This window comes from Kitasatospora sp. NPDC005748 (assembly GCF_040630735.1).
Lineage (GTDB): Bacteria > Actinomycetota > Actinomycetes > Streptomycetales > Streptomycetaceae > Kitasatospora.
The window spans coordinates 170,843-197,757 of sequence record NZ_JBEXYD010000009.1; the positions used below are offsets into that span (position 1 = coordinate 170,843).

Annotated in this window: 16 protein-coding genes; 7 read left to right on the forward strand and 9 right to left on the reverse strand. The window is 75.5% G+C overall.

Annotated elements, in window-relative coordinates; all coding sequences use genetic code 11:
- Window positions 1–51: 51 nt before the first annotated feature.
- Together ABZ495_RS10470 and ABZ495_RS10475 are read left to right on the forward strand one after the other, a co-directional pair.
- Window positions 52–843 (forward strand): response regulator transcription factor, encoded by a 792-nt coding sequence (locus ABZ495_RS10470; RefSeq protein WP_359835276.1) that lies wholly within the window; start codon window positions 52–54, stop codon window positions 841–843.
- Complete coding sequence (locus ABZ495_RS10475; RefSeq protein WP_359835278.1) at window positions 840–1,985, forward strand: HAMP domain-containing sensor histidine kinase; 1,146 nt, start codon at window positions 840–842, stop codon at window positions 1,983–1,985. The genes ABZ495_RS10470 and ABZ495_RS10475 overlap by 4 nt, the downstream gene beginning before the upstream one ends.
- A 108-nt stretch (window positions 1,986–2,093) precedes the next feature.
- Here the strand turns inward: ABZ495_RS10475 and ABZ495_RS10480 are convergent, their stop codons facing one another.
- A complete protein-coding gene (locus tag ABZ495_RS10480; protein WP_359835280.1) occupies window positions 2,094–3,149 on the reverse strand; it encodes an NAD-dependent epimerase/dehydratase family protein in 1,056 nt (351 codons plus the stop codon).
- A 273-nt stretch (window positions 3,150–3,422) separates the two neighbouring features.
- On the opposite strand from ABZ495_RS10480, the gene ABZ495_RS10485 reads away from it, so the two are divergent.
- On the forward strand, window positions 3,423–3,932 hold the full coding sequence (locus ABZ495_RS10485; protein WP_359804571.1) for a DinB family protein: 510 nt from the start codon (window positions 3,423–3,425) through the stop codon (window positions 3,930–3,932).
- Window positions 3,933–4,120: 188 nt separating this feature from the next.
- Here ABZ495_RS10485 and ABZ495_RS10490 read toward each other — a convergent pair whose 3' ends face one another.
- Window positions 4,121–6,595: an NACHT domain-containing protein gene (locus tag ABZ495_RS10490; RefSeq protein WP_359835282.1), complete on the reverse strand. Its 2,475-nt coding sequence runs from the start codon at window positions 6,593–6,595 to the stop codon at window positions 4,121–4,123.
- 257 nt (window positions 6,596–6,852) lie between these two features.
- Between ABZ495_RS10490 and ABZ495_RS10495 the strand changes: the two genes are divergently transcribed.
- Window positions 6,853–9,585, forward strand: a complete 2,733-nt coding sequence (locus ABZ495_RS10495) for a M4 family metallopeptidase (RefSeq protein WP_359835284.1) — start codon at window positions 6,853–6,855, stop codon at window positions 9,583–9,585.
- A 138-nt stretch (window positions 9,586–9,723) separates the two neighbouring features.
- Here ABZ495_RS10495 and ABZ495_RS10500 read toward each other — a convergent pair whose 3' ends face one another.
- The 6 genes from ABZ495_RS10500 to ABZ495_RS10525 form a co-directional block, all read right to left on the reverse strand.
- On the reverse strand, window positions 9,724–11,136 hold the full coding sequence (locus ABZ495_RS10500; RefSeq protein ID WP_359835286.1) for a hypothetical protein: 1,413 nt from the start codon (window positions 11,134–11,136) through the stop codon (window positions 9,724–9,726).
- A gap of 1 nt (window position 11,137) precedes the next feature.
- Entirely contained in the window at window positions 11,138–12,349 is a 1,212-nt protein-coding gene (locus ABZ495_RS10505; protein WP_359835287.1) for an MBL fold metallo-hydrolase, read from the reverse strand.
- Window positions 12,346–15,123 (reverse strand): hypothetical protein, encoded by a 2,778-nt coding sequence (locus ABZ495_RS10510; RefSeq protein ID WP_359835292.1) that lies wholly within the window; start codon window positions 15,121–15,123, stop codon window positions 12,346–12,348. The genes ABZ495_RS10505 and ABZ495_RS10510 overlap by 4 nt, the downstream gene beginning before the upstream one ends.
- 168 nt (window positions 15,124–15,291) lie before the next feature.
- Window positions 15,292–16,977: a hypothetical protein gene (locus tag ABZ495_RS10515; protein ID WP_359835294.1), complete on the reverse strand. Its 1,686-nt coding sequence runs from the start codon at window positions 16,975–16,977 to the stop codon at window positions 15,292–15,294.
- A 214-nt stretch (window positions 16,978–17,191) separates the two neighbouring features.
- Window positions 17,192–17,872 (reverse strand): hypothetical protein, encoded by a 681-nt coding sequence (locus tag ABZ495_RS10520; protein WP_359835296.1) that lies wholly within the window; start codon window positions 17,870–17,872, stop codon window positions 17,192–17,194.
- 132 nt (window positions 17,873–18,004) lie between these two features.
- On the reverse strand, window positions 18,005–19,339 hold the full coding sequence (locus ABZ495_RS10525) for a M64 family metallopeptidase (RefSeq protein ID WP_359835298.1): 1,335 nt from the start codon (window positions 19,337–19,339) through the stop codon (window positions 18,005–18,007).
- Between the two features lie 190 nt (window positions 19,340–19,529).
- Here ABZ495_RS10525 and ABZ495_RS10530 point away from each other — a divergent pair, with 190 nt between their 5' ends.
- Window positions 19,530–20,951 (forward strand): helix-turn-helix transcriptional regulator, encoded by a 1,422-nt coding sequence (locus tag ABZ495_RS10530; RefSeq protein WP_359835300.1) that lies wholly within the window; start codon window positions 19,530–19,532, stop codon window positions 20,949–20,951.
- 78 nt (window positions 20,952–21,029) lie between these two features.
- On the opposite strand, the gene ABZ495_RS10535 is transcribed toward ABZ495_RS10530, so the two are convergent.
- Window positions 21,030–21,563, reverse strand: a complete 534-nt coding sequence (locus tag ABZ495_RS10535) for a GNAT family N-acetyltransferase (RefSeq protein WP_359835302.1) — start codon at window positions 21,561–21,563, stop codon at window positions 21,030–21,032.
- A 275-nt stretch (window positions 21,564–21,838) separates the two neighbouring features.
- Between ABZ495_RS10535 and ABZ495_RS10540 the strand changes: the two genes are divergently transcribed.
- Both ABZ495_RS10540 and ABZ495_RS10545 read left to right on the forward strand, forming a co-directional pair.
- Complete coding sequence (locus tag ABZ495_RS10540; RefSeq protein ID WP_329485840.1) at window positions 21,839–22,219, forward strand: CU044_2847 family protein; 381 nt, start codon at window positions 21,839–21,841, stop codon at window positions 22,217–22,219.
- Between the two features lie 56 nt (window positions 22,220–22,275).
- Complete coding sequence (locus tag ABZ495_RS10545; RefSeq protein ID WP_359835304.1) at window positions 22,276–26,799, forward strand: trypsin-like peptidase domain-containing protein; 4,524 nt, start codon at window positions 22,276–22,278, stop codon at window positions 26,797–26,799.
- Window positions 26,800–26,915: the final 116 nt, after the last annotated feature.

Here is a 26,915-nt window from a genome sequence, read left to right on the forward strand (position 1 = left end):
TGCGCCGGCGCGACCCGTCCGGCCCCGCCCGCGGCTCGTATCCTCGGCGAGGTGAACGAGAGCCCCGCCTCCGGCGGACCACCCGACCCCGCCCGCATCCTGGTGATCGACGACGACCTCACCGTGGCCGAGGTCGTCGCCGGCTACCTCACCCGGGCCGGCCACCGGGTCGACCGGGCGAGCGACGGGAACCAGGGCCTCGACCTGGCGCGCCGGCACCGCCCCGACCTGCTGGTCCTGGACCTCATGCTGCCCGGGATCGACGGCCTCGAACTGCTGCGCAGGCTGCGCGCCACCGAGGCCGGTGCCGACCTGCCGGTGGTCATGCTCACCGCCAGGGGCGACGAGGCGGACCGCATCCTCGGTCTGGAACTGGGCGCGGACGACTACGTCACCAAGCCGTTCAGCCCGCGTGAACTCGTGCTGCGGGTCCAGTCCGTGCTGCGCCGCTCCCGGGCCGCCGCGCCGGCCCTCACGGCCCCCGGGCCGCTGGTGTCCGGGGACATCACGCTCGACCCGCAGGCCCGCCGCGCGCACCGCAGGGGGTGTGAACTCCTCCTCACACTCCGGGAGTTCGACCTGCTCGCGTTCCTCCTCCGGCACCCCCGGACGGTCTTCGCCCGGCAGGAGCTGATGCGGCGGGTCTGGGGCTGGGACTTCGGCGACCTGTCCACCGTCACCGTCCACGTCCGCCGGCTGCGCGAGAAGATCGAGGACGACCCCGCCGCACCGACCCTGATCACCACCGTCTGGGGAGTCGGCTACCGCTACGACCCGGTGGCGGCGGACGCGCCAGGGGCGACGGCGGAACACGGCACGGAGCGCAAGGACGGCTCGGTGTGAAGGACCTGCTGCTGATCGCCCTGTTCGCGGGGCTCGGCGCCGCCGGTGCCGGTCTGCTCGGCTGGGTGGCGGTGCGACTGCTGCGCCGCCGCTCGATGGCGCTCTCGCTCTTCTGCGTCGCCGTCGTCACCGTCCTCGCGGTCACCTCCGGGACGTTCGCCGTCGCCCAGGCGATGTTCCTCTCCGGACACGACCTCGGGGTGGTGATCACCGTCCTGGGGATGGCCTCCGTGGTCTCACTGCTCACGGCCGCGCTGCTCGGCCGCCAGGTGGTGGCCGGCAGCCGGGCGCTCACCGAAGCCGCCCGCACCGTCGGGAGCGACGCCGGCTTCACCGCGCCGGCGCACCCGCTCGGGCTCGAACTGGCCCAGCTCAGCGAGGAGCTCGCCGCCACCAGCGCCCGGCTCGCCGAGTCGCGCGCCCGGGCGCAGGCGCTGGACGCCTCGCGGCGCGAGCTGATCGCCTGGATCTCCCACGACCTGCGCACCCCGCTGGCCGGGCTGCGCGCCATGGCCGAGGCGCTGGAGGACGGCGTGGCCGAAAGGCCGGAGCAGTACCTCAAGCGGATCCGCTCCGAGGTCGAGCGGCTCACCGGGATGGTCGACGACCTCTTCGAACTCTCCCGGATCCAGGCCGGCGCGCTGTCCCTGTCGCTCGCCCGGGTGTCGGTCTACGACCTGGTCGACGACGCGCTGGCCGGCGCCCACCCGCTGGCCCGGCAGCGCGGTGTCCGTCTGGAGGGCCGGCAGGTCGCCGCCGAGCCGGTCGAGGTGGACAGCGGTGAGATCACCCGGGTGCTCGGCAACCTGCTGGTCAACGCGATCCGCTCGACGCCCGAGGACGGTGTGGTCGCGGTCTCCGCCCGCCGCGAGGTGGACGAGGTGGTGCTCTCGGTCACCGACGGCTGCGGCGGCATCCCGGAGCAGGACCTCTCGCGGGTCTTCGAGACCGGCTGGCGCGGCAGCGCCGCCCGCACGCCGCGGCGCGATCGCGGTGAGGGCGGCGAGGGCGGGGACAGCGGCGCCGGGCTGGGGCTGGCCATCGTCCGCGGCATCGTCGAGGCGCATGCCGGCCGGGCCCGGGTGCACAACGTCACCGGGGGCTGCTGCTTCGAGATCGCGCTCCCGGCGGCGCGCGGCTGACCGCCCGGGCCGGGCCGTTCTCGGCGCCGTTCTCGGGGGGCCCCGAACGGCCCGGACCGGCCCGGACCGGCCCGGTCGGCCCGGTCGGGCCGGTCCGGGCAGGCCCGGTCAGACCCGCAGGGGCGCCGCCGCGAACTCGGCCATGCCCGCCCGGAACGGCACCCGGGCCCGCCAGCCCAGCTCGGCCCGGAGCCGGGAGGAGTCGGCGGTGATGTGCCGGACGTCCCCGAGCCGGTACTGGCCGGTCACCACCGGCGCCGGGCCGCCGTGGGCGTCGGCCAGCGCCCGGGCCGTCTCGCCGACCGTGCGCACCTCGCCGCTGCCGACGTTGTACGCCCGGGTACTGCCCGGCGGGCGGTCGCCGACGGACCCCAGGGCCGCCAGATTGGCCGCCGCGACATCGTCGACATGGACGAAGTCCCGGCGCTGGCCGCCGTCCTCGAAGACCCGGGGAGCCTCGCCCCGGGCGAGCGCGGAACGGAACAGCGAGGCCACCCCGGCGTACGGGGTGTTCCGCGGCATGCCCGGGCCGTAGACGTTGTGGTAGCGCAGCGCCAGCACCGACCCGCCGCTCGCGCGGGCCCAGGCGGCGGCCAGCTGCTCCTGGGCGAGCTTGGTGACGGCGTACACGTTGCGCGGGTCGCCCGGCGCGTCCTCGGTGACCAGGCCCGGCCGCAGCGCGGCGCCGCACACCGGGCACGGCGGTTCGAACCGGCCGGCGTCGAGATCCTCCGGCCGCCGCGGGCCGGGTGCCACCCCGCCGTGCGCCGGACACGTGTACCGGCCCTCGCCGTAGACCACCATCGACCCGGCCAGGACCAGGCTCCGCAGGCCGGCCCGGGCCATCGCGGAGAGCAGGACGGCGGTGCCGAGGTCGTTGCAGCCGACGTACTCGGGCGCGTCGTCGAGGTCGAGGCCGAGACCGACCATCGCCGCCTGGTGGCAGACCGCGTCCACCCCGGCCAGCGCCCGTTCCACCGTCGCCGCGTCGCGGACGTCACCGTGGCGGAACTCCACGCCGGCCGGCAGTTCGGGCGCGGCCCCCGACGGATGGACGGCGGGCAGCAACGCGTCCAGCACGCGGACCTCGTGACCCGCCGTGACCAGGGCTCGCGCGACGGCCGAACCGATGAACCCGGCGCCGCCGGTGACCAGAATCCTCATGCCCGGCGACGCTACCGGCCGGTGACGGCCGGGGGAGCGACGCAGGGCCTCGCGTCATGCTTCGGTAAGCACCGGCCCGGGCCGTGCACCCGCCACCCGTGCTCCGCCGTGTGCGTCGCGCGGGGCGACGGCCGGCGGGCCGGCGCCGCCCCGGGTCCGAGGCCGTGCGCGCCCGGCCCCGGGCCTGTCGGTCCGGGCCGGGCGGACTCCGCTGGTCCACAATGCTGGCAGTCACCGATGCCGACGGGCGGTGCGCCCGGACGGGGGAGCCCCATGAAGAGCGCCGAACTACTCGCCGATGCCTTCGGCCGGATCCACGAGGCCGTCCACGACGTGGTGGACGGCCTCACCGCCGAGGAGTTGGCCGAGCGCGTCGACCCGAAGGCCAACTCGATCGTCTGGCTGGTCTGGCACCTGACCCGCATCCAGGACGACCACATCGCCGATGCCGCCGGGACCGAACAGATCTGGACCGCCGACGGCTGGTTCGACCGCTTCGCCCTCGGCTTCCCCGCAGCCGCCACCGGCTACGGTCACCGCGCCCGCGATGTCGCGGCCGTCCGCGTGGACTCCCCGGAGCTGCTCACCGGCTACCACGACGCGGTGCACGAGCGGACGCTGTCCTTCGTCCGCGGTCTGACCGGCCCCGCGCTGGACCGGGTCGTGGACGAGGCCTGGAGCCCGCCCGTGACCCTGGGCGTGCGCCTGGTCAGCGTCATCTCCGACGACCTCCAGCACATCGGCCAGGCGGCCTTCGTCCGCGGCGTGCTCCGGCGGGGCTGACCCCGGGCGGCCGCCGTCAGGCCTCGTCGAAGAGGTCGCCGACCCAGCCGGTGAGGGCGGGCGGCGCAGCGGGACTACCACCGCACCCCGTTCCATCCGCCGGTGCCGCCGATGTCGCCCGAACGGGTCAGCCCGGCGGCGCACGGTGGGTGCGCTCCGGCCGGAGCGCACCCCATTCGCCGGGGCGCTCACGGGGTGGATCCCCAGCGTCCACCGGCGAAGTGCGACAGGGCGACCTCCAGCGCCAGCGGGACCGAGCCGGTCGGTCCCAGGTCCCAGACCCGAATCCAACCGTCCCGGTCGGTACGGTACTTCGGTCCGACGAGGCCGGGCCTCGGCAGCACCGCCAGGTGGTACTGGGCCGGCAGGAGGGCTCCCATGCCCGTGGGCGCCGGGGCCTTGCGGACTTGGACCCCGGTCACGTCCTCCCAGCTCAACCGCAGCCGGCGGCTCCGGTTGAGCTCGACCGCGTCCGCGTCGACGCGCAGTTCCGTTCCCGCGGCGCACAGTCCCAGCGCGGCCAGCAGGAGCAGTGCCACCAGGACCGCCAGCACGAGCCGGTCCCGTACCAGGAGGTCCCAGGTCTGGTGCCAGTCGTTGCGGAAGCCGGTGGCCGAGGACAGCGGTGCGACGACCACGAGGTAGGCGACGACCGGCATCACCAGGTCGAAGCCCAGCAGCCGCAGGGCGCGCAGGCTGGTGGCGCTGCTCCGCAGGCGTACCGCACCGGGCCGGTCGGCGGTTCCGGCGGCCCGGTCGGGACTCGCTCCGGCGAGCCGTCGCCGCAGTCCGGCGTGGCGGAACTGGTAGACCCCGCCGACCTGTCGCAGCACGCCCAGCCGGTGCGCGTCCTCCAGGAACCCGATCGTGTCCGTCGGCAGCCGCCGTCGGCACGCCAGGACGAGCCGGGTGGCCGTCCAGCGTCCCCACCGGCTCAGGGCGGCCAGCGCCAGGGCGGAGCAGGACCAGGCGACGGCGAGCGCCGCGACGGCCGGCAGCGGACGTCCGTCGAACCAGCGGAAGAACCCCACGCAGAGTCCCGCGACGACGGGAGCGAGGATCACCGCTCGGGCGGAGGCGATCCGCCGTTCGTCGTCGAGCAGCAGCCGGGGCCGCAGGGCCGTGTCGGAGTCGGCCGGTCGGGTGAGCAGCACGTCGGCGAGCACGGGGAGGAAGAAGGCCGCCAGGATCGCCGGTGCCCCGGACGGGGTGACCGACCCGGCGACGGCCAGGACCGCGGTCACGGCGGGAAGGGCCGGGAGGAACCGGCTACCGGTCCGGACCGGGCGGCGGGGGCGCTCGCCCTGGCCCGGGAAGAGGTGCTTGGCGGTGACCGCTCCGACGACCGTCGCCACCGTGGACAGTCCCGCCGAAGCGGCGAGCGCCTCGGCGGCGGTCGTGAACGGCGCTCTGGTCGAGGACTCGCCGAGGGAGAGCAGGGCGGCGGCCGCGTAGGCCGCGCCCGTTCCCACCAGCGCCACCGCGACCAGGACGACGGCGCCCCAGACGACGGGGCGGGTCGGCGCGGCCAGGATCTGCCACCAGGCGATGTCCTGCGTCCGTCCGCGGTCCAGCAGGCTGGCCAGGAAGCGGAGGTAGCCGAGGGCGCGCTTCTCCCCCCAGGGCCGCACCCCGCCCGGGATGTGACGGGGCGCCGGCCCTCGGGAGAAGACGGCCGGTACGAGTCCGTCGAGGAGGTGGTCCTCGATGTGTGCCCGGGTCGGCAGGCGTCCGGAGTCGAGCAACTCCTCCGGACCGGCCGCACCGCGTGCGTAGACCGTCGACGCGAGCCAGAGCATGAGGGGGGAGGAGAGGGCCCGGGCGAGGGGGCCGCCGGGATTCCCGAGCAGTTCCGCGAAGACCGGCTGCCACCGTGCGAGCCGTTCCGGATCGCATTCCCGGGCGAGGTAGTCCCGTCCGTCCTGCGGGGTGACCGGGCAGGCCCGGAGCACGGGCATGGCCCGGAGGAAGGACTCCTCGGCCGCGGCCGCCTTGAAGGCCTCCGGTCGGGAGAGCAGCACCAGAGGCGATCCGGTGCTCGCCCGGGAGCGCTTCAGCGCGGTCACCACCACGTCGGCCCGGGCCGGCGGCACGAGTTCGTCGAGGCCGTCCAGCAGGGGAACGATCTTCCGGGACTGGACCAGCGCCTCGACGATGCCTGCCGCGGAGCCGGGGACGAGGTCGCCGTAGTCCTCTGTGACGCGCTGGACGATCCAGTCGTCGAGGCTGTGCTTCTCCGGCTCCCAGCCCGACAGCGAGAGGACGACGGGAACGGCGTCCCCGGGCCCGCGCCGCTCCAGCATCCCCAGGACCAGGAGAACCGCCAAGGAGGACTTCCCCGCTCCACCCGGTCCGGTGACGACCAGTCGGGCCGGCCCCGGCAGCCGGGCGATCAGCTCGTCGAGGCCGAGGCGGTCAGGTCGGACCTCGGTGTGGTCGGCGGTCGGCGCCCACCGGGCCTCCCACCGCACCGCCAGGCGGCCGGGGCCCGTCAGACCGCGGACGTTGGCCTCGTCCTGCCACTGGGCGCCGACCCGCAGGGCTAGCCGGTCGGCCGCGTCGCTCACGGGGTCGCGGGGGTGGATCACGGAGATCTCGATGTTCTCCCCCTGCGCCACTAGCTGCGCCGAGCCCTCGAAGCGGTTGTGCACCGAGTCGGTCATGCCTCCATGGTGTCAGGGCCCGCTCGGCCGCGGGTGATTCCGAAGGACTGTATATACCGTCTATCGACATATCGCGTCCGGCGACTTATGGTTCTCGTGGTGATCGTCAGCCGCGCGGTCCGCGTGACCCGCGCGTCCTCCGACCTGCCGTCAACTCCGCGACGGCGACGAGTCCGTGGGCGACTGACGAGCCGTCATTGGCCGTGGCACGCGTAGGTGCCACGGGCATCCGTTCCGCTGTCCACGGGAGGACCACAGTGCACCAACGCTCTCGCACGCCCAAGGCGCTCGGCGCCGGCCTGGCCGCCGTTCTGAGCCTCGGCCTCGCCGCACCGGCCGCGCTGGCCGTTCCGGCCGCGCCGGCCGCCGACACCGATCCCGTCCCCACGCTGGTGGACGGCCAGGAGACCGCCACCCCGCAACTGGTCACCGGCCTCCATGAGCCGGCGCCGGGCAGCCCGGCCGACGCCGCCCGGGCCCACCTCGCGGCGCACCCGGAGCGCTACCGGATCGACCCGGGGCAGCTCGCCGAGGTCGCCGCCGAGCGCGGCGCCGACGGCCGGAGCACCGTCAGGTTCCAGCAGTACCACGGCGGTGTGCCCGTGCTGGGCGCGCAGTACCTGGTCCACCTGACCGGTGACGGCGCCGGTCAGCGGGTCGAGTCCGTCGGCGGCAAGTACTTCACCGGGCTCACCGCGCCGACGACGGCCACCGTCCCCGCCGCCGTGCTGCGCGACCTGGCGCTCGGCGAGATCAAGGACCCGGGCGCCCGGGCCGGTGCCACCGTGGAGGACCACGGCGCGGTGGTCGTGCCCGGTGGCGCCGGCCGGCTGGCCCGGCACTTCACCGTGCGGGCCGCGGACCCGGCGGGCGGCGGGCAGGCCCGCGAGGTCTACGTGGACGCGAACCTCGGGGTGGTCGCCCTCGTCCACGACTCCCGCTCCTCGGCCCCCGCGGGCACCACGGGTACCGGCGCCGCCAAGGGCACCGCCACCGGGGCGGCGGCCGGGGCCGAGCCCGCCACCGGCACCGCGCCGGACTTCTTCGGCCGCCCGGTCAAGGTGGACATCGGCCGCCTCCCGGACGGGAGTTACCAGTTCAGCGACCTCACCCGGCCCGCCGCCGTCACCACCTACGACGCGGCCGGCGAGGGGGTCGGGCCGGGCCTGCCCACCGACCTCGCCGTGGTCCACGCGCCCGGTCCGGACTTCCCGGCCGCCACCGGCACCGTCGGCGCCACCGACGCGCACGTCAACGCCGGTATCGTCTACGACTTCTACCGCGACCGGCTCGGCCGGGACGGGCTGGACGGCAAGGCCGGACCGATCATCTCGGTGGTCAACGCGACCGCGTGGGGCGAGCCGCTCGCCAACGCGTCCTGGGACGGCAGCAAGATGGTCTACGGCGGTGGCAACGACAAGTTCCGCCCGTTCTCCGTCGCGCTCGACGTGGTCGGCCACGAGATGACCCACGGTGTCGTCGAGAACACCGCCGGGCTGCTGATGGCCGGCCAGACCGGCGCGATGGACGAGGCGCTGGCGGACTACTTCGGCAACGCCATCGAGGTCACCGCCCGGGGCATCCCGATGACCGACCCGAAGGCGGGCCTGCTCGGCGAGAACCTCTGCCGGACCGGTACCCCGGAGGCCTGCGCGGGGAGCCGGCGGCTGGACAACCATCGGACCACCGTCGACGACTACCTCGGCGTGCCGACCGACGTCGACAGCGGCGGGGTGCACCTCAACTCCACCATCTTCAGCGGCGCGCTCTGGGACATCCGGCGCACCCTGGACCCGCTCACCGCCGACCGGGTGGTCTACCGGGCGCTCGCCGCCTACCTCACCCCGCTGGACGACTTCGTCGCGGGACGCAACGCCGTCCTCGCCGCGGGCCAGGACCTCGGGCTCAGCCGGGCCCAACTGCGGACGGTGGCCGGGGCGTTCGACGCCCACGGGATCCGGGCCGGCTGGCAGAGCCGGATCGGCGCGGACAGCCGCACGCTGCTGCGCGGCATCACCGGGACGGGCGCCCCGGCGGTCGCGGCCGGCCGCTGGGTGATGGCGAGCGCCGAGCGGCCCGGTGCCACCGAGGCGCTGTACACGGGCCCGATCACCGGAGGCGGCGGCCCGACCCGGCTCAGCCCGGAGGACGGGCGCGCGCACGGCTACCCCGCCACCGACGGCACGTCCGCCGCGTGGATCTCGCTCGGCGGCCAGGGCCAGGACAGCTGGAAGATGGAGGTGCTGACCCGCTCGCTGGCCGGCGGCCCGGTCCGTACCCTCTACTCCTCCCCGTCGCGGCTGCCCGCCGACGTCCGGGTGTCCGGCGGCGACATCGCGTTCCGGGCGAGCGACCCGAGCGTCAACCTGAACCGGGTGTTCCTCTCCCACGACGGCGGACCGGCGGTGCCGCTGCCGCTGCCCGCCGGCCACGACGTGCTGAGCGTGACGCTCAAGGACGGCGTCCTCGGCTGGACCGAGCGCTGGGTGGGCGACCAGGGAACCGACGTCTACGCGCCGACCGTCTACTCGATCGCGCTCGGCAAGGTCACCGCCCAGTACGTGGTGCCGGCCTCGAAGGCGAAGGTCGGACCGGCCCTGCTCACGGGCGGGCGGCTGGTCTGGACGGAGACCTCCGGCGACGGCGGCAGGCGCACCTCGATCCGCTCCGGCGCGGTGGACGGCTCCGGGGTGACCGACGTGGTGTCCGGTGACGGGCCGAACGCCCCGTCGAACGGGACCCTCACCGCCTCCGACCGGGCCGTCACCTACCAGGTGGGCACGGACGAGCAGCGGGGCGAGTGGAGCAACGCCGCGCTGCCCAAGCTCTGGCAGGTGCCGCTCGCCGGCGGCACGCCCGAGCGGGTCTCCTGCAACCGCGGCGGCCAGTACCGGCCCGCCGCAGAGCAGGGCACCCGGGTGGTCTGGGTGGACGCCACCGCCGGCCGCAGCGACCTGGTGGTCCGCGACCGGCCGGCCGGCGGCTGCTGACCCTCCGCGCACTCCGTGCCCGGCGGCGGGCCGCACCCTTCGTGCGGGCCCGCCGCCGGGTCGGGTGGTTCCGCTCGGCCGCCCGCCCCCGCCCGTCCGCCCCCGTTCGGCCGGGCGCTCGGTCGGCCGGGCGTCCGGTCACGGCCCGGCCCGGCGGCCGACGAGGTCGGCGAAGTACTGGCGGTCCCGCAGGGTCGGGGGCAGCGGGTGGCCGAGCAGGACGTGCAGGTTGCACGCGGCGAGGGTGTAGGCGTGGAAGAGCAGGTCCGTGGTGGTGTCGGCGCCCAGCTTGCGCAGCACGGTCGGGGTGCCGCTGCTGCGGCGGGCCAGGTCCTGCCAGGCGGCCCGGCTCCGCGGGTCGTCGCCGAGCGCGTCCAGCACCTCCTTGGCGCGGGTGGCGCGCTCCGGCCAGCGGTCCCCGGCGGCGGCGTACGCGTCGGCCACCCGGTACGGGGACTGCGCGATGTGGACCAGCGCGCTCACCGGGGCGCCCTCGGGTGCGGGACGCTCGGACCACCGCACCAGGGTGTTGCGCCGATGGCTGGTGGTGACGTCGTACATCACGCTCTTGATCCGCAGCAGGGCGGCCAGTTCGCCGACCAGCGGGAGCCGGGACCGGGGGAGCGGGCGCCAGGTCATCCCGGCGGAGGCGTTGACCACGACGATCTCGTCGACCTCGTACTGCGCGGGCGGCCGGTCGGCGCGCCGGGCCCGGTCCGCGAGCGCGGTGAGCCACTGGTCGGCCATGTTGTCGTAGACCCCGCCGTCCGTCAGCACCAGCTCGGCGGCGGTCGCGGCGGGATCGCCGCCGCCCGGACCGGCGGCGGACCCGTTCGGACCGGCCGCCGCGTAGTGCCGGGCGGCGGGGAGACGCCGGACGGCGAAGGCGCCCGGCAGGCAGGCCGAGACCTGCACCGCGGTGGACAGCGCGAGGTCGCCCGGGCCGCCGGTGCCGAAGCGGTACCCGTAGGTGAAGGCGGGCGAGAGGTAGAAGTGGTCGCCGCTCTGCAGTTCGGTGGCGCAGAAGACGTGGTCGACCGAGCGCCGCACGTCGCGTAGCCCGGTGGCGACGCCGTCCCGGTTGAACAGCTCGCGCGCCAGGGCCGTGTCCACGACGGCGCTGCGCCGTTCGAAGAACAGCAGCGCACCGGCGGACAGCAGCAGACCGGCCACCAGCAGGAGGCCGGAGAGGAGCCGGACGCCGTCGACCGCCGCGACGACCACCCCGGTGAGCGTGACCGCGGCGGCCGCGCCGCCGAGCACGAACAGCGAGCGCACGTACGCGTTGGTCGACGGGCCCCAGAAGAACAGGCCGGTGTGGGCGCAGTGGCGGATCAACGGGCGGACGCGGTCGGCGAACTCCGTGCCGGGGCCGTCGCGGTAGTCGGTCTCGTGGGCGACCACGCCGTTGGCGACCGAGCCGCCGGACACCGAGGAGATCGCCACCACCTCGCGGTGCCGGCCGACGTCGGCCAGGTAGATGAGGGCTCCGATGCCCCACATGGTGGCGCGGTAGCCGCCACCGGAGAGGGCCACACCGATCTTCGCCATGTCAGACCTCCACGGTCGTGCCCGCCGCCGGAGCTGCCGGGGTCGCCGGGCCTGTCGGGCCTCCCGGGTCTCCCGGGCCTGTCGGGCCTCCCGGGCCTCCCGGGCCTGCCGGGGTCGGCGGGCCTGGCGCGTCCGGCGGGTAGACGGCGGTGTAGCCGAGCGTCCGCTGCCGGTCGGGGTCGGCCCACGGATCCGTCGTGGGGCTGCGGTAGTTGAACACCAGCTCCGGCGGCCCGGGGGTCCGCTCCGGGGTGCCGATCAGGCGCAGCACGGCGGCCCGGTCCGGGTGCTTGAACTTGTCGCCGTTGGTCGAGATCAGGAAGCGGCGGGTGGCGAGCAGCGCCAGCAGCTCGTCCGTGGTGTTGGCGGCGCTGCCGTGGTGCGGCACCTTGAGGGCGTCCACCGCCAGCCGGTCCGCGCCGCGCTCCGGACCTCGCTCCGGACCGCGCTCCGCCAGGAGCCGGGTCAGACCGCGCGCCAGGACGTCGCCGTGGCCGTCGCCGGTGAGCAGGACGCGGTGGTCGCCGACCTCCAGCAGGAACGCGATGCTCGATCCGTTGGGGACCGAGCCGTCCACCCGCTCGCCGCCGAGGAGGTCGTCGGCCAGGCCGCGCAGGTCCTTGCGGCGGGCCAGCCGTTCCAGCGCCTCCCCGGGGCGTCCGGGGGTCACCCCGAGGCCCTTGAGGACCTTGGTCCATTCCTTGCGCAGCGCGAGCAGCTCCGCCCCGCCGGGGGACACCACGGTGACGCGGGCGCCGCCCGGCAGCACGGCCGAGGGCAGCGGCCCGCGGGCCGGGACCTGGACGGCGGGCGCCTCCACCCGGGCCGTGCGGAACGCCGCGTTCCAGGCGAGGTGCTGGCTGCCGATCAGGGCCTGGAGCATCTCGCCCTGGTCCGCACCGAGCAGGTCGGCGTCCTGGGTGAGCTGCGGCCAGCCGTTGAACCAGACGTCGCCGATCGACAGGCCGAGCGCGGTCCGGTCCTGGAGGAGGCGTACGACGCCTTCGATGTGGTCGGCGTCCACGTGCGTCACCACCAGCACGTCCAGGTGCCGGTCCGGCTTCGGCAGCGCCGAGACGCGGTCGAAGACGGCCCGGTAGGTGGTGTTCGGTCCGCCGTCGACGAGCATCCGGTGGACCTCGCCGCCCGGCCCGGGCCACTCGATCCACAGCGCGTCGCCGTGTGCGGCGGGCAGCAGTTGCACGGTGATCACGGCGTGCCTCCCACAGGGGTTCCGGCCGCGTCCGCGTTCGCGGTCGTGCTGATGGCCGTGTTGCCGGCCGGGCTCTCGACGAGCCAGCGGGCGTCGCCGAAGGCCACGATCGACATGGCGAGGGTGAATCCCCGGGCGAGCAGCAGCCGGCGGATGTCACGCACCAGCTCGCCGATGCTCTTCCCGTCGCTGGCCCGGTCGGCGAGCGTCGCGGCCCCGATGCCCGCCATCACGGCGGCCTGCCGGCCCAGGGTCGGTACGAGGGTCGCGACCACCACGGGGGCGCTCTCCTGGAGGAACTTCGCCGCGACGTTCTGCCAGCGCACCTCGGCCTGTGCCATGGTGCAGCCGAGCAGCATCACGACCGGGCCGGTGCCGCCGTCGTGCCGGTCGGACAGGATGTACCGGCGGTCGATCAGCACGGCGGCGAGCCTGCTCGGCCGGTTCGTCTTGCCGATCTCCAGCACGGCGGTGCTGCCCTCGTCGCTCGCGTTGTGCGGCAGGGCCACCAGCAGGGGCGGGCCCTGGGCCCTGACCACCTGCCGCCAGGCTCGCCAACTCGCCGCCGTGTGCAGCCCGTCGGCGCCGAACGAGGTGCGGAGCAGCGCCGCCGTGGCCGTGCGGTCCTGCGCCCGGACCTTGTCGCTCGCCGCGAAGAGCACGCTGTCGACCGGCCGCAGCGCCCGGCCGCGCTCCGTGGCGTCCGGCTCGACGACCGTGCCGGTGAGCCGGTCCCGCTCCACCCGCCGCTCGATCTCCATGCGCAGGCCCCAGAACCCGAGTGGGCAGATCGTCCGGCGGCCGGTGCCGTCGCTGCTGCCGGCGCCGCGGCGACAGGAGCAGGTGCCGGTCGCCAGGGCCTCGCGCCAGTGGGCGCAGAGCGTGGCGCCGTCCCGCGGGTACCCGTAGTCGTAGACGAACTCCACCGGCCACAGTTCGGCCGCCTCGGCGGAGACCACCTGGAGGAAGGTGACGTCCTTCAGGCTCCCCAGGCCGAGCGTCGCCAACTGGTCGAACAGGGTGCTGCCCTGCTGGGCGAGGCCGCGCAGCAGGGCGTCCGGCGGCGGGAGTTCCGTCTCCGGCGCGCCGAGCTGCCGGTCGAGGTCGTCGGTGAGGAGCTGCTGGATCAGGGCCCTGAACCGGTCGAGGTCGGCGAGCCGCACGGGGGTGCTCGTCCCGTTCAGGCGGATGTCGGCCCGGTCGTCGCTGTCGATGCGGATGACCGCCGCCCGGCGGTCACCGGTGCCCGCGGTACCGGCGGTGCTGGTGCTGTCGGTGGCGTCGGTGCTGTCGGTGCTGTCGGAGTTGTCGCTGAGGGAGCTGAACACCTCGCCGTGCACGGTGATCTCCCGACCGGCGACGGGTCGGTCGGCCGCTCCGACCGGGCCGGTCAGCTCCAGCCGCTGCAACAGCCGGTCCCGGTGGTAGACGCGGGCGCCGCAGCGGATCTCCCGCTCGTCCGGCCCCACCGCGACCGGGAACACGGCCTCGCTGGACGCGCCCCGGTCCGGCAGGACGATCGCCTTGGAGGTGTGGCGGCTCGCAGTGCTCCGCTCCTCGTAGAACTCGACGACGAGGCGCGCCCCGGTTCCTCGGAACGAGAGCCCCTCCTCGGGGAACTCCTCGGTGGCCGCGTGCCATTCGGGGCTGCCGGGCCCGACGCGGAGGTGGATGTCGTGCACGGCGCCGGGCAGGAACGCCTGCCGGCGCGGTTCGCCCGTCGCTCGGACGGCGACGAGCGCCTGGAGGAAGCGGGCATCGGGCCGGCCGGGCGCCGGCCCGGCCCGGCGGGGCACCCGCAGGGCGGGGGTGACGGCGCGCTTGAAGCGGCTACCGAGGTGTCGGAGGGCGCCGGCCCGCGTGCCAGGGCGGATCGTCACCCGCTCCGCCGGTGCGGGCGGCGAGGGCGGTGAGATGTTGTCTGCCTGGTGAACCGCCTCGCTGGCTCCCCCGGGCCCGGCCGGGTACGGCAGTGCGTCGGACAGCGCGCGGCGCTCGACCAGCCCGGGGTGGGCCACCGTCAGCCAGGAGCCCGCCCGGGCCGCCGCCTCGTCCAGTGGGCGGTCGTCGAGCAGCCCGCGGACCAGCAGGCGGAGCCAGTCGGCGGCACCGGTCCCGGAGAGGTCGGCGACGATCCAGCCGGAGGCCCCGAGACCGCGCGCCGCGCCGTCGAGCCGGGCCAGTTCGGCCCGCCGGGGCGGCTGCGGGGCGCACCACAGCACGCAGGTGGCGCGAATGCCGTCGCGGTGCTGCTCCAGCAGGGCGAGCCCGGTCGCATCGGAGACCACCAGGAGGTCGTCCGGCTCACCGGGGGTGTAGGTGTCCGCGATTCTCGGATCGGAGCGCAGGCCGTCGAAGAGTTCCCCGGCGGGGTCGGCCCCTACGGCGCCGACCCGTAGGGGCCGGTGCCAGGGCGGATCCGGTGCCAGGCTCACGTCCGCGACGAACACCGCGCCGACGGCGGGCCGCAGGGTGGATAACCGCTCGACGAGCGCGCGCCGGTGGGTGGGCGGTACGTCGTGCAGGGCCAGCCGGACGGAGGCGGCGCCCGTGACGGCCTCGCCCCAGGCACGGGTCAGCTCGTCCTGGAGCCCGGTGTCGCCGGCGATCCGGGCGCGGGCCTCGTGGGGCAGCCGCCACGCCCACGGCTCCCGCTCCGGCACGCTGAGCGCGCCGAGTTCCCCGCTGGTCGGGCCCGCACCCTCCCCACCCATCAGACCCGCGGCCGCCAGGGCCGCCGGCGCGATGGAGAGGATCTGGCTCAGCTCAGCCATGGGAGACCTCGTCACCGGCTCCGCCAGGAGGCCACCCACGACCAGGTCGGTCTCCCGACCCTTCCACTCTGCCACAGACGGGGTGGCCCCCGGGAGGTACCGCCCGCGGGCAAGGACTGCGGTCTCAAACGTTGAACCGTCGAGCAGTTGACTCTCCGGTGGCGCGCGTCAGGCGCGCGCCGGCGATCCCACAGCGGCGAGGAACTCGGGGAGCGAGCCGTCGTGGCCGGGCAGAAGCTCGGCCGCCGTCCGCCAGAAACCGGGGCCCGCCGCTTCGGCGGCCCGCCCGACCAGTTCGGCGCAGCGAGCGGCCCAGGCGTCGCGTCCGGGGGCCTGCGGGGGGAGGTGGTGGCCGTGGCGCAGGGCTTCCCGGGCGGGCCGGATCGCGGCGAGCAGTTCGCGGTCGTCGAGCACCGCCGCCCGGCGGACGCGTTCGATCAGGTCCGACGCGGTGGAGGTCGTCCGCAGGTCGGCGAGTGCGGCCCGGGCGGTCGCGGGCCCGTGCGGGGCCAGTCGGGTCAGCCGCTCGCGGGGCAGGGCACGGGCCAGTTCGTCGGGGAACCCGGCGCGGTCGGCGAGCACGCACAGCACCGGCTCGGGCAGCGGGGTCCGCGCGTGGGCCCGCACCAGTTCCGCCCACGGCGGGCCGCCGCAGGCGTGGCGGCTGCCGTCCAGCACCGCCTGTGCCTCGACCGGCCCGGCGCACCGCCGGAGCCGGGCCGGGAGGTCCGCGGCGGGTGGCTCCGGCGGCCGGCGCTCGGCCAGGAGGCGGCGCAACTCGGCGTCCGTGTGGGCGAGATGGTCGATGAACTGGTCCAGCCGGTCGTCCAGGCCGTGGAGCCAGGCCCGGATCGCGGTCGCGTCCCCGTTGCCGTACACGCCCAGGGCCCAGCGGGCGAAGAGCGCCCGGGGCGGCACTCCCGCCCGGTGGAGCCGGTCGAGGACGGTCCAGGTGAAGTACTCCCTGGTCCGGAGCCGGCGCAACGGGTGCTCGGCCATCGCGGCCAGTTCGTCGTCGCCGAGCCGCCCGACCAGCGCGGCCAGCACCTCCGGTGGCGCCTGCACGAGAACCCGCAGGTCGGGCCGACCGGCGGCACCGGCTGCCGGGCGGCCGAGGCCCCGAAGCAGGCCGCGCAGGCTGCCGCGGTGGCCGGGGAACCGCTCCGCTGCGGTGCGCCAGGCCCGGGGATCGGCGCCGGTCCCGGCCCGCAGCGCCACGCCGACGGCCTCCCAGAAGCCGTGGACCTGCCGGTGGTTGTGGTCGTAGCCGTCGACGGCCGCGACCAGCAGGTCGACCCTCGGGGTGGCGTGCAGCAGGTCGGCCGCGTTCTCCCCGGTCAGCACGTGGCGCAGCAGTGACGGCCGGAGCTCGCCGATCCGGGCGAGCCCCGGTCGCCAGGCCCAGGGCGGCAGTTCCTGCTGCCGGGCCACCAGACGGTTCGCCACCGCCGGCTCCCAGGGGGTGAGCAGCTCGGCGGTGAACGCGTCGGGGCAGTCCCGGCGCGCGATCAGGGCGCGCCGCTGGCGCCGTTCGAACGGCTCCCGGCGATGGGCGGCGGCGAGCGCCGGCCAGTCCACGGGGGCGGCGGCCAGCACCGCGTCGCACTCCAGCACCGACCGGGCCGCGCGCAGCCCGGCCGTCGGACCGCCCGTCCCGGCGGCCACCGGGCCGCTGTCGGTACGGGCCGGACGGTGGCCCGGCCCCCGCACCCGCGCGGCCTCGGCGGCCACGTGCTCGGCGCCGCCCAGTTCGGCGATCGCCCGGCGGTGCGCCTCCGGTGGCAGCAACGAGGCGACCCAGACCAGCAGTTGTACCGCCTGCGCGGCGCGCCACCGCTCCTGTCCGTCGCCCACCGACCCCACCGTCCTACGCCCCCGCCCCGCCCCGGGGCCCGGGCCACTCTGACACAGCGGCCCGGGCCCGTGCGTCCCGGCGGTGCCGGTGGCCCGACGGCGTGCTGCCGCCCCGGAGTGGGGAGTCGGCCGGTCCGACGTCCCACTCCGACGGTGACGGGGAGGTCCCGTTCCGCAAGGCCCTCGTCCGGGACCCGCGGGTCGTGGACCGGGTTCAGACGGGCTGGTGGTCCGGCTGGGGATACCCGATCTCGGCGATGTCCTGGGCCAGCTCGCCCGGCTCGACCTCGGGGTTGAGAAGGGACACGAGGTCCTGGCCCAGCGGTCGCAGCGCGAACACCCGGCTCACCGCCGCCAGGTCCACGGCGGTCTCGTAGTAGTCCTCGGCGAACCGCTGGTAGGCCTCCGGCGAACGGGCGAGCAGGAGGGCGAACAGGCCCGCCGACCCGTCGGGATCGGCGGTGTCCCCGGGGAAGTCGATCGACCCGTGGTGCCACCGGTCGTCCGCCGGTCCCCGCCACAGGCAGGCGGTCACCACGGGCACGCCGTCCTCGTCGGTGAACGCGGGCTCCTCGACGAAGCGCCCGAAGGGCTCGGGGACGCCGTCGACCACTCCCGGCCAGGGCTCGCCGTCGTTGCCGTACGGGCTCATCGGCGATTCGTGGGCGAAGCCGCGCACGTAGACGCCGGCCGCCGAGAACACGATGGAGTACTCGTCCCCGGACCCGTCGCGCATCGAGGCCATCTCCTCGCCGTCCGCCCAGCCGGCGTCGAAGGAGTGGTACCGGCCCTCCCGGTCCGGGCTGAGGATCGCGTCCAGCATCGCCAGCGAACGGCACAGGTCCCGGAGGTCGGCGCCGGCGGGGAGGCGGCGCGCCACGTCATGAACGGTCATGCGCTCATCGAACCCGATGCCACCGACACCCGGCCGCCGCAGGCCGTCGGCCCGCGTAGCGGCGGCAGCCCCCAGGGGCCGGGGAGTGGGAAGTCGGCCCGGCCGACGTCCCACTCCACGGCGTACGGCGCGTCAGCGGTGGACGCTCCAGGAGAGGGTGTCGGTCAGGGTGGCCCGGAGCTTGGGGTCGATCACGGCCGTCGTCGGGTCGGTGGCGACGGCGGAGAGCCGGTGGGGCAGGCCCTTCGGGCCGAAGAGGGGCAGGTCGGCGAGGGTGACCGCGGTGCGGTCGCGCCAGGTGATCAGCTCGAAGCCGTCGAGGTACCAGCGCAGCCGGGTGCCGGGGGCGGGCAGCTCGACGGCGAGCCGGTCGGCGGGGGTGAGCGGGGTGGTGGTGGGGGTGGGGCTGCTGAGGGTGGTCGCGTAGCGGTAGAACCCGGCGATCATGGCCTCGCGGCCGGGGAGGTTGAACTCGCGGCCGAGCGATCGCATGATCGAGTTGTCGGTGGGCCGGTAGAGGCCGGTCGGGTAGTAGCCGCCGCCCTCGTACGCGCCGACGGTGCCGCCGTCGGGGGAGGTCCGGCCGAGCCAGCGGTACCACTTGGCGCGGGTGCGGCGCAGCTGGTCGGCGGTCAGCGTGGTGATGTTGGCCTCGGTGGGTTCGTCGCCCTCGTAGCTGCCCTGGCCCTCGTAGGAGTACTCGTCGGCGAGGAGGCCCAGGGAGTGGCCGGTCTCGTGCACGGCCACCTGCCCGGAGCGGTCGTTGCCACCCGAGACCGTGGCGATGCCGGAGTACCCGAGCGGGGAGACCACGTCGTTGTAGCCGGCGCCGCCGTACTTGGCGCTGTTGGCGACCACGAGGACGAGGTCCGCCTTCGGCGCCTTGGCGGCGTAGCGGTCGACTGCGGCCGTGTCGACGCAGAGCAGGCGTTCGACGTCCTCGCACCAGAAGTAGGAGCCGAGGGCGGTCTGCCGCACGGTGGCCCGGTCCGGGTCGCCCGTGATGCCGGACTCGGTGGAGACGGCCTGCACGGCCCAGACGTTGAAGAGTGAGCGGTAGGTCGTGTAGGGCTCGACGCCGGTGATCTCCTGCCACTTGGTGGCGGCGTCGGCGAGGAACTTCTGCTGTTCGGCGGCCGTGTAGCCGTCACCGATCACCACCACGTCGAGCTTGCTGTCGGTGCTGCCGTTGCTGACCAGCGGGGTGACGGTGCCGTCGCCCGCCGGGGGCCCGGCCAGCGACTGCGGGGCGACGAACGGCGAGGCGGCGGGCACCCGGGCGCGGCTGATGCTGCCGTCCTCGGCGAACGCCTCGACCTGGTGGGCGCCGGTTCGCGCGCCGGTCACGGGCGCGCCGGTCGCCGGCGGGGTGGCCGGGGCGGCGGTGGCCGGGACGGCCCAGGAGCAGAGGGCTGCCAGGGCCGTGACGCCGGCCAGGGCGGTGGTGGCGAGCCTGCGGTGACGCACGGGGACCTCCGGGAGGGGCGGGGGTGGGCGGGGCGGGGGCGGTGCTGGGGCACGGTGCGGCGGAACGCCGGCGGGGGTGCTTAAGTGTCGAGATAATCGGACTGAAACAGGGAGTTAATCTAAGCCACTGTCACGTCCACGACAATAGGGCGGGACGAGAACGGGCCGACACCCGACGGAAGGGGCGCACATGACCTCGGAACAGGACCCGGCCGACATCGGCCGACGCGTCCGACAACTGCGCAGGGAACGGCACTTGACGCAGCGCATGCTCGCCGAGCCCGCCTACACCGCCGCCTACGTCTCCACCGTCGAGGCCGGCCGGGTACACCCCTCGGAGGCGGCGCTGCGCCACCTGGCCGAGCGCCTCGGCGTCACCTTCGACGAACTCGCCACCGGCCGGCCGGCCCACCTGGCCACCGAGCTGGGCATCGCCCTGACGGACGCCCAGAGCGCCCTGGCCGACGGCGACACCGCCGAGGCGGCCCGCCGCTTCACCGCCGTCCGGGACCGCGCCGACCACTACGGCGTCGAGTCCGTCCGCCCCGCCGCCCTGCTCGGCCTCGGCGACTGCGCACTGGAGGCCGGCCGCCTCGACGACGCCCGGGAACATTTCGAGCAGGCCGAGCGCCTCCTGGCCGACGAGCCGCTGCCGCGCCGTGCCGCCGCGATCCGCGGCCGGGCCGTCGCCCACCTGCTGGCCGGCGAACTGCGGTACGCCTGCTACCTGCTGGAGACCGCCATCGACCGGCTCAACGCCGGCGGCCTGCACGACCCCGACGCGCTGCTCCTGCTGTACTCGGCCGCCATCGGCCCCTACATGGACATGGGCGCCCACGCCCGCGCCGCCCAGGCCGCCGAACTCGCCCTCGCGCTGGCCCCCGACGCCACCGACCCCGCACTGGTCGCCGGGCTGCACCGCAGCGTGGCCCGCACCCTGATCGCCGACGGCCGGGCGGCCGAGGCCGACGCCTCCCTCGCCAAGGCGCAGGCGCTCTACCAGCGCCTGCGCCTCACCTCCGACCTGGCCAAGTGCCACTGGATGCGCGGCTACGTGCACGCCCAGGCCGGCGACCTGGCCCGCGCGGAGGACGAACTGCGCACCGCCCGCGCCATGCTGGCCTCCCGGCAGGCGGAGCTGTTCACGCACCAGGTGGACGTCGAACTCGCCGACGTCCTGCGCCGCCGCGGACGGCACGAGCAGGCCGACGACCTGCTGCGCAGCCTCCTCGACCGGATCGGCCCGGACCGCGGCACCGTCCACGCCGCCGGGGCGCACCGGCTGCTCGGACTCATCGCCGAGGACCGGGACGACCCGGGCACCGCCGAGCGGCACTACGTCGATGCCCTCGCCCTGCTCGAACGAGCGGGCGCGGCGGGCGACCTCGCCGACCTGTGCCGCCTCCTGGGCGACCTGCTGCGCCGCACCGGCCGGGTGGAGCGCGCCCTGGACGTCTATCGGACCGGCCTCGGCCACCGCGCCGCCCCGGGCACCACGACCCTCGGCCCGGCCCCGGCCGCGCCGCCGATCCCGACGACGGCCGGTCCGGCCACGGCGGGCCCGACGACGCCCGGCCCGACGACGCCCGGCCCGGCTACGACGGGCGGGTAGGCGGCCGAGGGGGCGGAGGGGGCGGACGGGTAGGCAGACGGGCAGGCGGGCGATCCTCCGGGCGTCGGGTGCGCCCCGTCAGTCGCGGAAGTCGCTCGGGCGGACGCGGTAGACCTGGAGGTTCAGCCCGTAGTACTTACCGGTCTCGCCGACCCACTCCATGCCGAGCCGCTTCGCCATCGCGATGGCGCGGGTGTTGTTCGGCCGGGCGACGGCGAACAGTTCCTCGGCCTCCTGCGTGAACGCCCAGGCGATCAGGGCGCGGCCGGCCTCGGTGGCGTAGCCCTTGCCCCAGGCGTCGGGGGCGAGCTGCCAGTTCATCTCCAGGTCGTCCTCGAACGGCGGCAGCAGCCGGATGCCGAGACCGCCGACGACGGCCCCGTCCTCCTTGCGCTGCACGGCCCACCGGCCCCGAGGGGGCGGCAGGTTCGGCTGCGCCTCCTGCCAGGCCTGCAGCACCGACCGCATCGCCGCCACATCGGCGACGCGGTCCATCGCCGGGGTCAGCCAGCGGGCGACGTCCGGCGAGCCGTAGATCGCCAGAGCGGCCTCGGCGTCGTTCGGGGACCAGTCCCGGATGATCAGCCGGTCGGTGGTCAGCGAGATGTCCATGGGCCGGAACCTCCTCGCGCTTCCTGAAGCACATCATCCCCCCGCCCGCCGGTGTGTGCGCGAGGAGCCCGCGGTGGCCGGGACGAGGAGCCCGCGGCAGGGGTGCGGCGCCGGGTGAACCGCCCACCCGTGCCGTGCCGGGTGCCCGTGCCCGGACCCCCGGACCGGTGCGGTTCGGGCGGATTCGGTGGATGCCGGGTCAGCGGGAGCGGGGCGGGGTAGACCGGGTGGGGGACAGCCACGCATGGGGGCCGCCGAGGTCCCGAGGGGGAGACATGGCATATCTCGTCGAGCTGCCGGTCGGTGCGGCGGACGGCCGGTCGGACATCGTGAAGGTCGAGATCGAGCAGGCCGCGGAGGGCCTGGTGCAGGTCGCCCGGCCGGGGCAGGTGGTGGCCCGTGCCACCCGGTCCCTGGGTGAGCTGCTGGCCGGGGTGCGGCCGGTGGCGCAGGACTTCGTCGACGGGTTCCGGGGCATGGTCCACGCGCCGGACGAGATCGGCATCGAGTTCGGACTGTCGTTGTCCGCCGAGGCGGACGTGATCATCTCCAGTACCTCGGCCCAGGCCAATTTCAAGGTCTCGCTGACCTGGCACCGGTCCCCGGTCGACGAACCGGGCGGGGGTGTCGAGCCGGCGGCGGAGCCCGCGCCGTGACCGGGCCGGGCCCCTGGCCGGGCACCGGCCCCGTCGGAGGAACGGGAACGGGACCGGTGCCGGGAACGGGGAGCGGGGCGAAGGCGCTGGACGCGGCGGTGCTGCGGGTGCACGACGCGCTGGCCCGACCGGTCGGTGCGGGCTTCCTGGTCACCCCCGAGCTGGCGCTCACCTGCGCGCACGTGGTCTCGGCGGCGCTCGCCGGTCAGGGCGTGGAGGCGGGTGTCGGGTCCTGGGTCTTCGTGGACCTGCCGCTGCTGCCCAGGTCACCGGCGAGGCCCGCGCCGGACGGGTCGCACAGGTTGGACGGCTCGCCCGGGTCGCCCGGCCCGGACGGTTCCCCCGGCCCGGCGGGCCCCGACGGGCCCGCCGTGGCGGGAGCGATGGCGGTCGTCGTGCACTGGGTGCCGCGCGCCTCGGACGGTAGCGGGGACGTCGCGCTGCTGCGCCTGGCCGCCCCGTTGGCCGGCGCCCGTCCGGTCCGGCCGGTGGAGACCAGGTCCGAGGACGTCTGGGGCAACCCGGTGCGGGTGTTCGGGTTTCCGGTCGGGCGGTCGGACGGGGTCTGGCACTCGGGCGTGCTGCGGGACCGGCAGGGCGGCGGGTTGATGCAGGTCGACCTCGCCGCGGGCGGCTATCGGGTCTCCGGAGGGTTCAGCGGGAGCCCGGTGTGGGACGACCGGCTCGGCGGAGTGGTCGGCATGGTGGTGGTGGCCGAGGCGGGGGACCCCGCGGCGAGCTACCTGATCCCCACCGACGGCCTGATCGCGGTCTGGCCGGAACTGCGGGCCGTCGCGCTGGCGCCGTCGCCGTTTCGCAGCCTGACCTCGTTCAGGGAGTCGGACGCGCACGTGTTCCACGGCCGGCGGGCCGAGAGCGAGGAGGTGGCCCTCCTGTCGGCCCGTGAGCGCTGGGTCACCGTGGTCGGCCCGTCCGGCTCGGGGAAGTCGTCGCTGGCCATGGCCGGGGTGGTGCCCCGTCGTCGTGCCTCCGGCGCGCTGGCGGTGATCCTGCGGCCGGACTCCGGCAGCACCCCGCTGACGGCGCTCGCCGCCGCGCTGCTGCCGCTGCTGGAGCCGGAGCTGTTGGAGACGGAGCGTCTGCTGCGGATCCCCGACCTGGCCGCCGTGCTGGCCCGGCCCCAGGGCATCGCCGATCTCGCGCCCCGGCTCCTGGAACGGCACGGCGCCCGCCAACTGCTGCTGGTGCTCGACCAGTTCGAGGAACTGCTGGCGTTCGACCGGGCCGCCGTCGACGAACTGGCCGCAGCGCTGTTCACCGACACCCTGCCGGGCACCGTCCGGATCCTGACGACCCTGCGGGCCGACTTCCTGGAGGCGGCCCTCGCCCATCCGCGGCTCGGCCCGGTGATCAGCCGGCAGGTCTACGCACTGGGGCCGATGAGCCGCGAGCAGCTGTCCGAGGTCGTCACCGCCCCGGTCGAGGCTGTCGCGGGGGTCCGCTACGCGCCGAACCTGGCCGAGCGTCTGCTCGACGACACCGGAGCCGAGCCGGGCGCCCTCCCGCTGCTGGGCTTCACCCTGGACCTGCTCTGGCGCGACCAGAGCGCCGGCCTGCTGACCCACGAGGCGTACGAGGGGCTCGGCGGGGTGAAGGGCGCCCTGGGCGTCTACGCCGCCGGCGTCCTCCGGCGGGAGGTGCCTGCGGAGGACGAGCAGGTGGCCCGCCGCCTGTTCACCCAGCTCGTCCGGGTGCCGATGGGCGCGCTGTCGGCCACCCGGCGGACCGCGCTGCGCACCGACCTCGGCGAGGACGAGTGGCGCATCGCCCAGGCCCTCGCCGCCGACCGCCTGCTGGTCACCGGCCGCAGCGCCGAGGGCGTCGAGACGGTGGAACTCGCGCACGAGGCGTTGATCAACGCCTGGGACAAGCTCCGGGGCTGGGTCGAGGAGGACCGGGCCTTCCTCGCCTGGCGGGAGGTCCTGCGGCACGACCGGGACCGCTGGGAGCGCAGCGGGCGGCCCCGCGACCTGCTGCCGACCACGACGGCACTGGCGGGCGCCCAGCCGTGGCTGCGCGGCCGGCCCGGGTACCTGAACGAGGCCGAACGGGACTACCTGGAACGCGGGCGGGTCCACCGGCGGTCGCGCAAACGGCGGTGGCGGTGGACGGCCGCGCTGCTGTGCGTCCTGCTGGTGGCCGCCACGGCCGGGGGAGTGCTGGCCGAGCGGCAGTCGGACGCCGCCGCCCGGCAGGCCGCGATCGTCCATTCCAAGGGCCTGGCAGCACGCGCGCAGACGCTCGGCAGCACCGATCCCGGGCTGGCCGCCCAGCTCGCGGTCGCCGCCTACCGCGCCTCCCCCACTCCGGAGGCCTCCGCCCAGCTGTTCGACCTGAGCAGCACCCTGCTGAACAGTGTCGTCGGCGAGGCCGGGGGCCCGGTCCTCATCCTGGCGACCGCCCTGCACGGGACGCTGGCCGCCGCGCTGAACGAGGACGGAGCGGTGCGGATCTGGGATCTCGCCGATCCGTCCGCCCCGGCCCTCCGGTCGACCGTCGACACCGGCATGGTGGGCATCGCCCTCACCCCGGACGGGTCCCACCTGGCGGGCGGCTGCGGCGGCGAGGGCCTGTGCCTGTGGAGCCTCGCGGACCTCGGCAAGCCCGTGATCGCGGCCCGGCTGCCCAGGCTGTTCGACCCGTTGGACCAGCGGGTGACCGTCCCGGCCATGGCCACCAGCGCGGACGGCACTCTGCTGGCGGCGGCCGGCGGGAACGGCGACACCCTGCTCTGGTCGATCGCCGACCGCTCCGCCCCCAAGGGGCTCACCCGGCTGCGCAATCCCACCGAGGAGGGGCCGACCGCCCTCGCGGCCGTCGCCTTCGCACCGCAGGGCAACCTGCTCGCCTCCACCGTCCAGGGCGGCAAGACCCAGGTCTGGGGCCTCGCGGACCCGGCGGACCCGGTCGGCCTCTCCGCCCTGGAGACCGGGTACAAGTCGATCGCGTTCAGCCCCGACGGCACCCTGCTGGCCGCCGGCAGCCAGCGGGAGGTCGGTCTCTGGCGAGTAAAGGACCCGAGCGCTCCCGATCCGATCAGGGTCGGTATGGACGGCTCCGCGAACGTCAGCGGAGTGGCCTTCGGCCGGGACAGCGACCTCCTCGCCTACGGCGGGACGGACGTCAACGATCCCAAGGGGGACCTCTGCTTCGCCTCCCTGTCCCCGCAGGACACGGACCTGGGTTCCACGAAGTCGAGTTGCACCAAGACCGCCTTCGGCGTCTACGCCATGGCCACCGGCGGGGCGGGCGGGCTGCTGACCGCCGGCGCCGACGGTGTGGTGCGCCGGTGGCGTTCACCGGGGCGGCAGGTCGACCAGGCCCGGCAGCCCGGCGGCCCCGCCTCCTGGTCGTTCAGTCCGGACGGACACCTGATGGCCGCGCCCCAGCAGCCCCCGATGCAGATGCCGCCCCTGCAGACGCAGTCCGTCGGGATCTGGGACATCTCCGAACCCGAGGGCCCCGTCCTCGTCGCGACCCTGCCGGTCTCGGTGCGGGGCACCGCGTTCATCCGTGAGCGCGGACTGTTGACCATCGGGTGGGAGGGCGAGGTCCAGCTCTGGAACGTGAGCGATCCGCACCATCCGGTCAAGGCCGGCTCCCTGGGCACCGCCGAGTTCCCCGCCACGTCCTCGGGAACGATCCTGGCGGTCGGAGTCACCTGGTCCGCCCCGGGCACCGTCATGGCGGTGATCGGCGGCGGGACGCTCCACCTGTGGCGGGTCGGGGACGCGCTCGACGCGGTGGAGGTCGGTTCGATCCCCGCCCCCGACTCCGGGAGTTACGACGCCGGCGTCCTGGACCACGGACGCACGGCCTACCTGGCGAGCAAGAGCGGGTTCGAATGGTGGGACATCGGCGACCCGGCGAAGCCGAGGCGCGCCGGCTCCTCGACGATCAAGCCGCCGGACGCCGCGGGCGACCCCGGCGACGGGTGGAACATGGGTTCCGCGGTGTCCCGGGGCACCGCGGCCGGGGCGGTCATGGCCGTCACGAGCACCCCGGACCTCACCTGCAAGTGCTCGTCCCTGGAACTGTTCCGGTTCACCGGGGGAGGCGAACCGGCCTCACGGGTCACCCTGCCCGGGGCCTTCGGCAACGCGCTCGGCCTGAGCAGGGACAGCCGGTTGCTCGCCGCGGCCGGGAACAGCGGCAGCACGGTCACCCTCTGGGACATCACCGATCCGCAGCACCCCCGCCCCCGGACCTCCGTCCAGACGTTGCAGGACGTCGAGGGCATCGAGTTCGCCGAGAACGGCCGGCTCATGACCGTCTGGAACAGCACGGCCCTCGAACTCTGGGACGTCCGTGACCCCACCGCTCCCGTCCTGACGGCTCCCGTCGCCAACCCGAGCGGCGGATCGATCCGCGCGGTCGCGCTGGTGGCGGCCGGCCCGACGCTCCTGGTCGCCTCCAACCAGCGCGTCTCGCTGCTCGACACCGACCCCGCCCACCTCGCCGCCCGACTGTGCTCCTACAGCACGGGTGCCATCAGCCGCTCGCAGTGGGAGAAGTACGTGCCCGAAGTCGCCTACCGGGACCCGTGCTCCGGTCGCTAGTCGCCGGGGCCTGACTCGGCGGGCTGCTATTCGGCGGGGATGCCGCGGAGGAGGAAGGGGAGGTGGGCGCCGCGGGTGAGGGCGTCGAGGGCTTGGGTGACGCGGTGGTGCTGGTC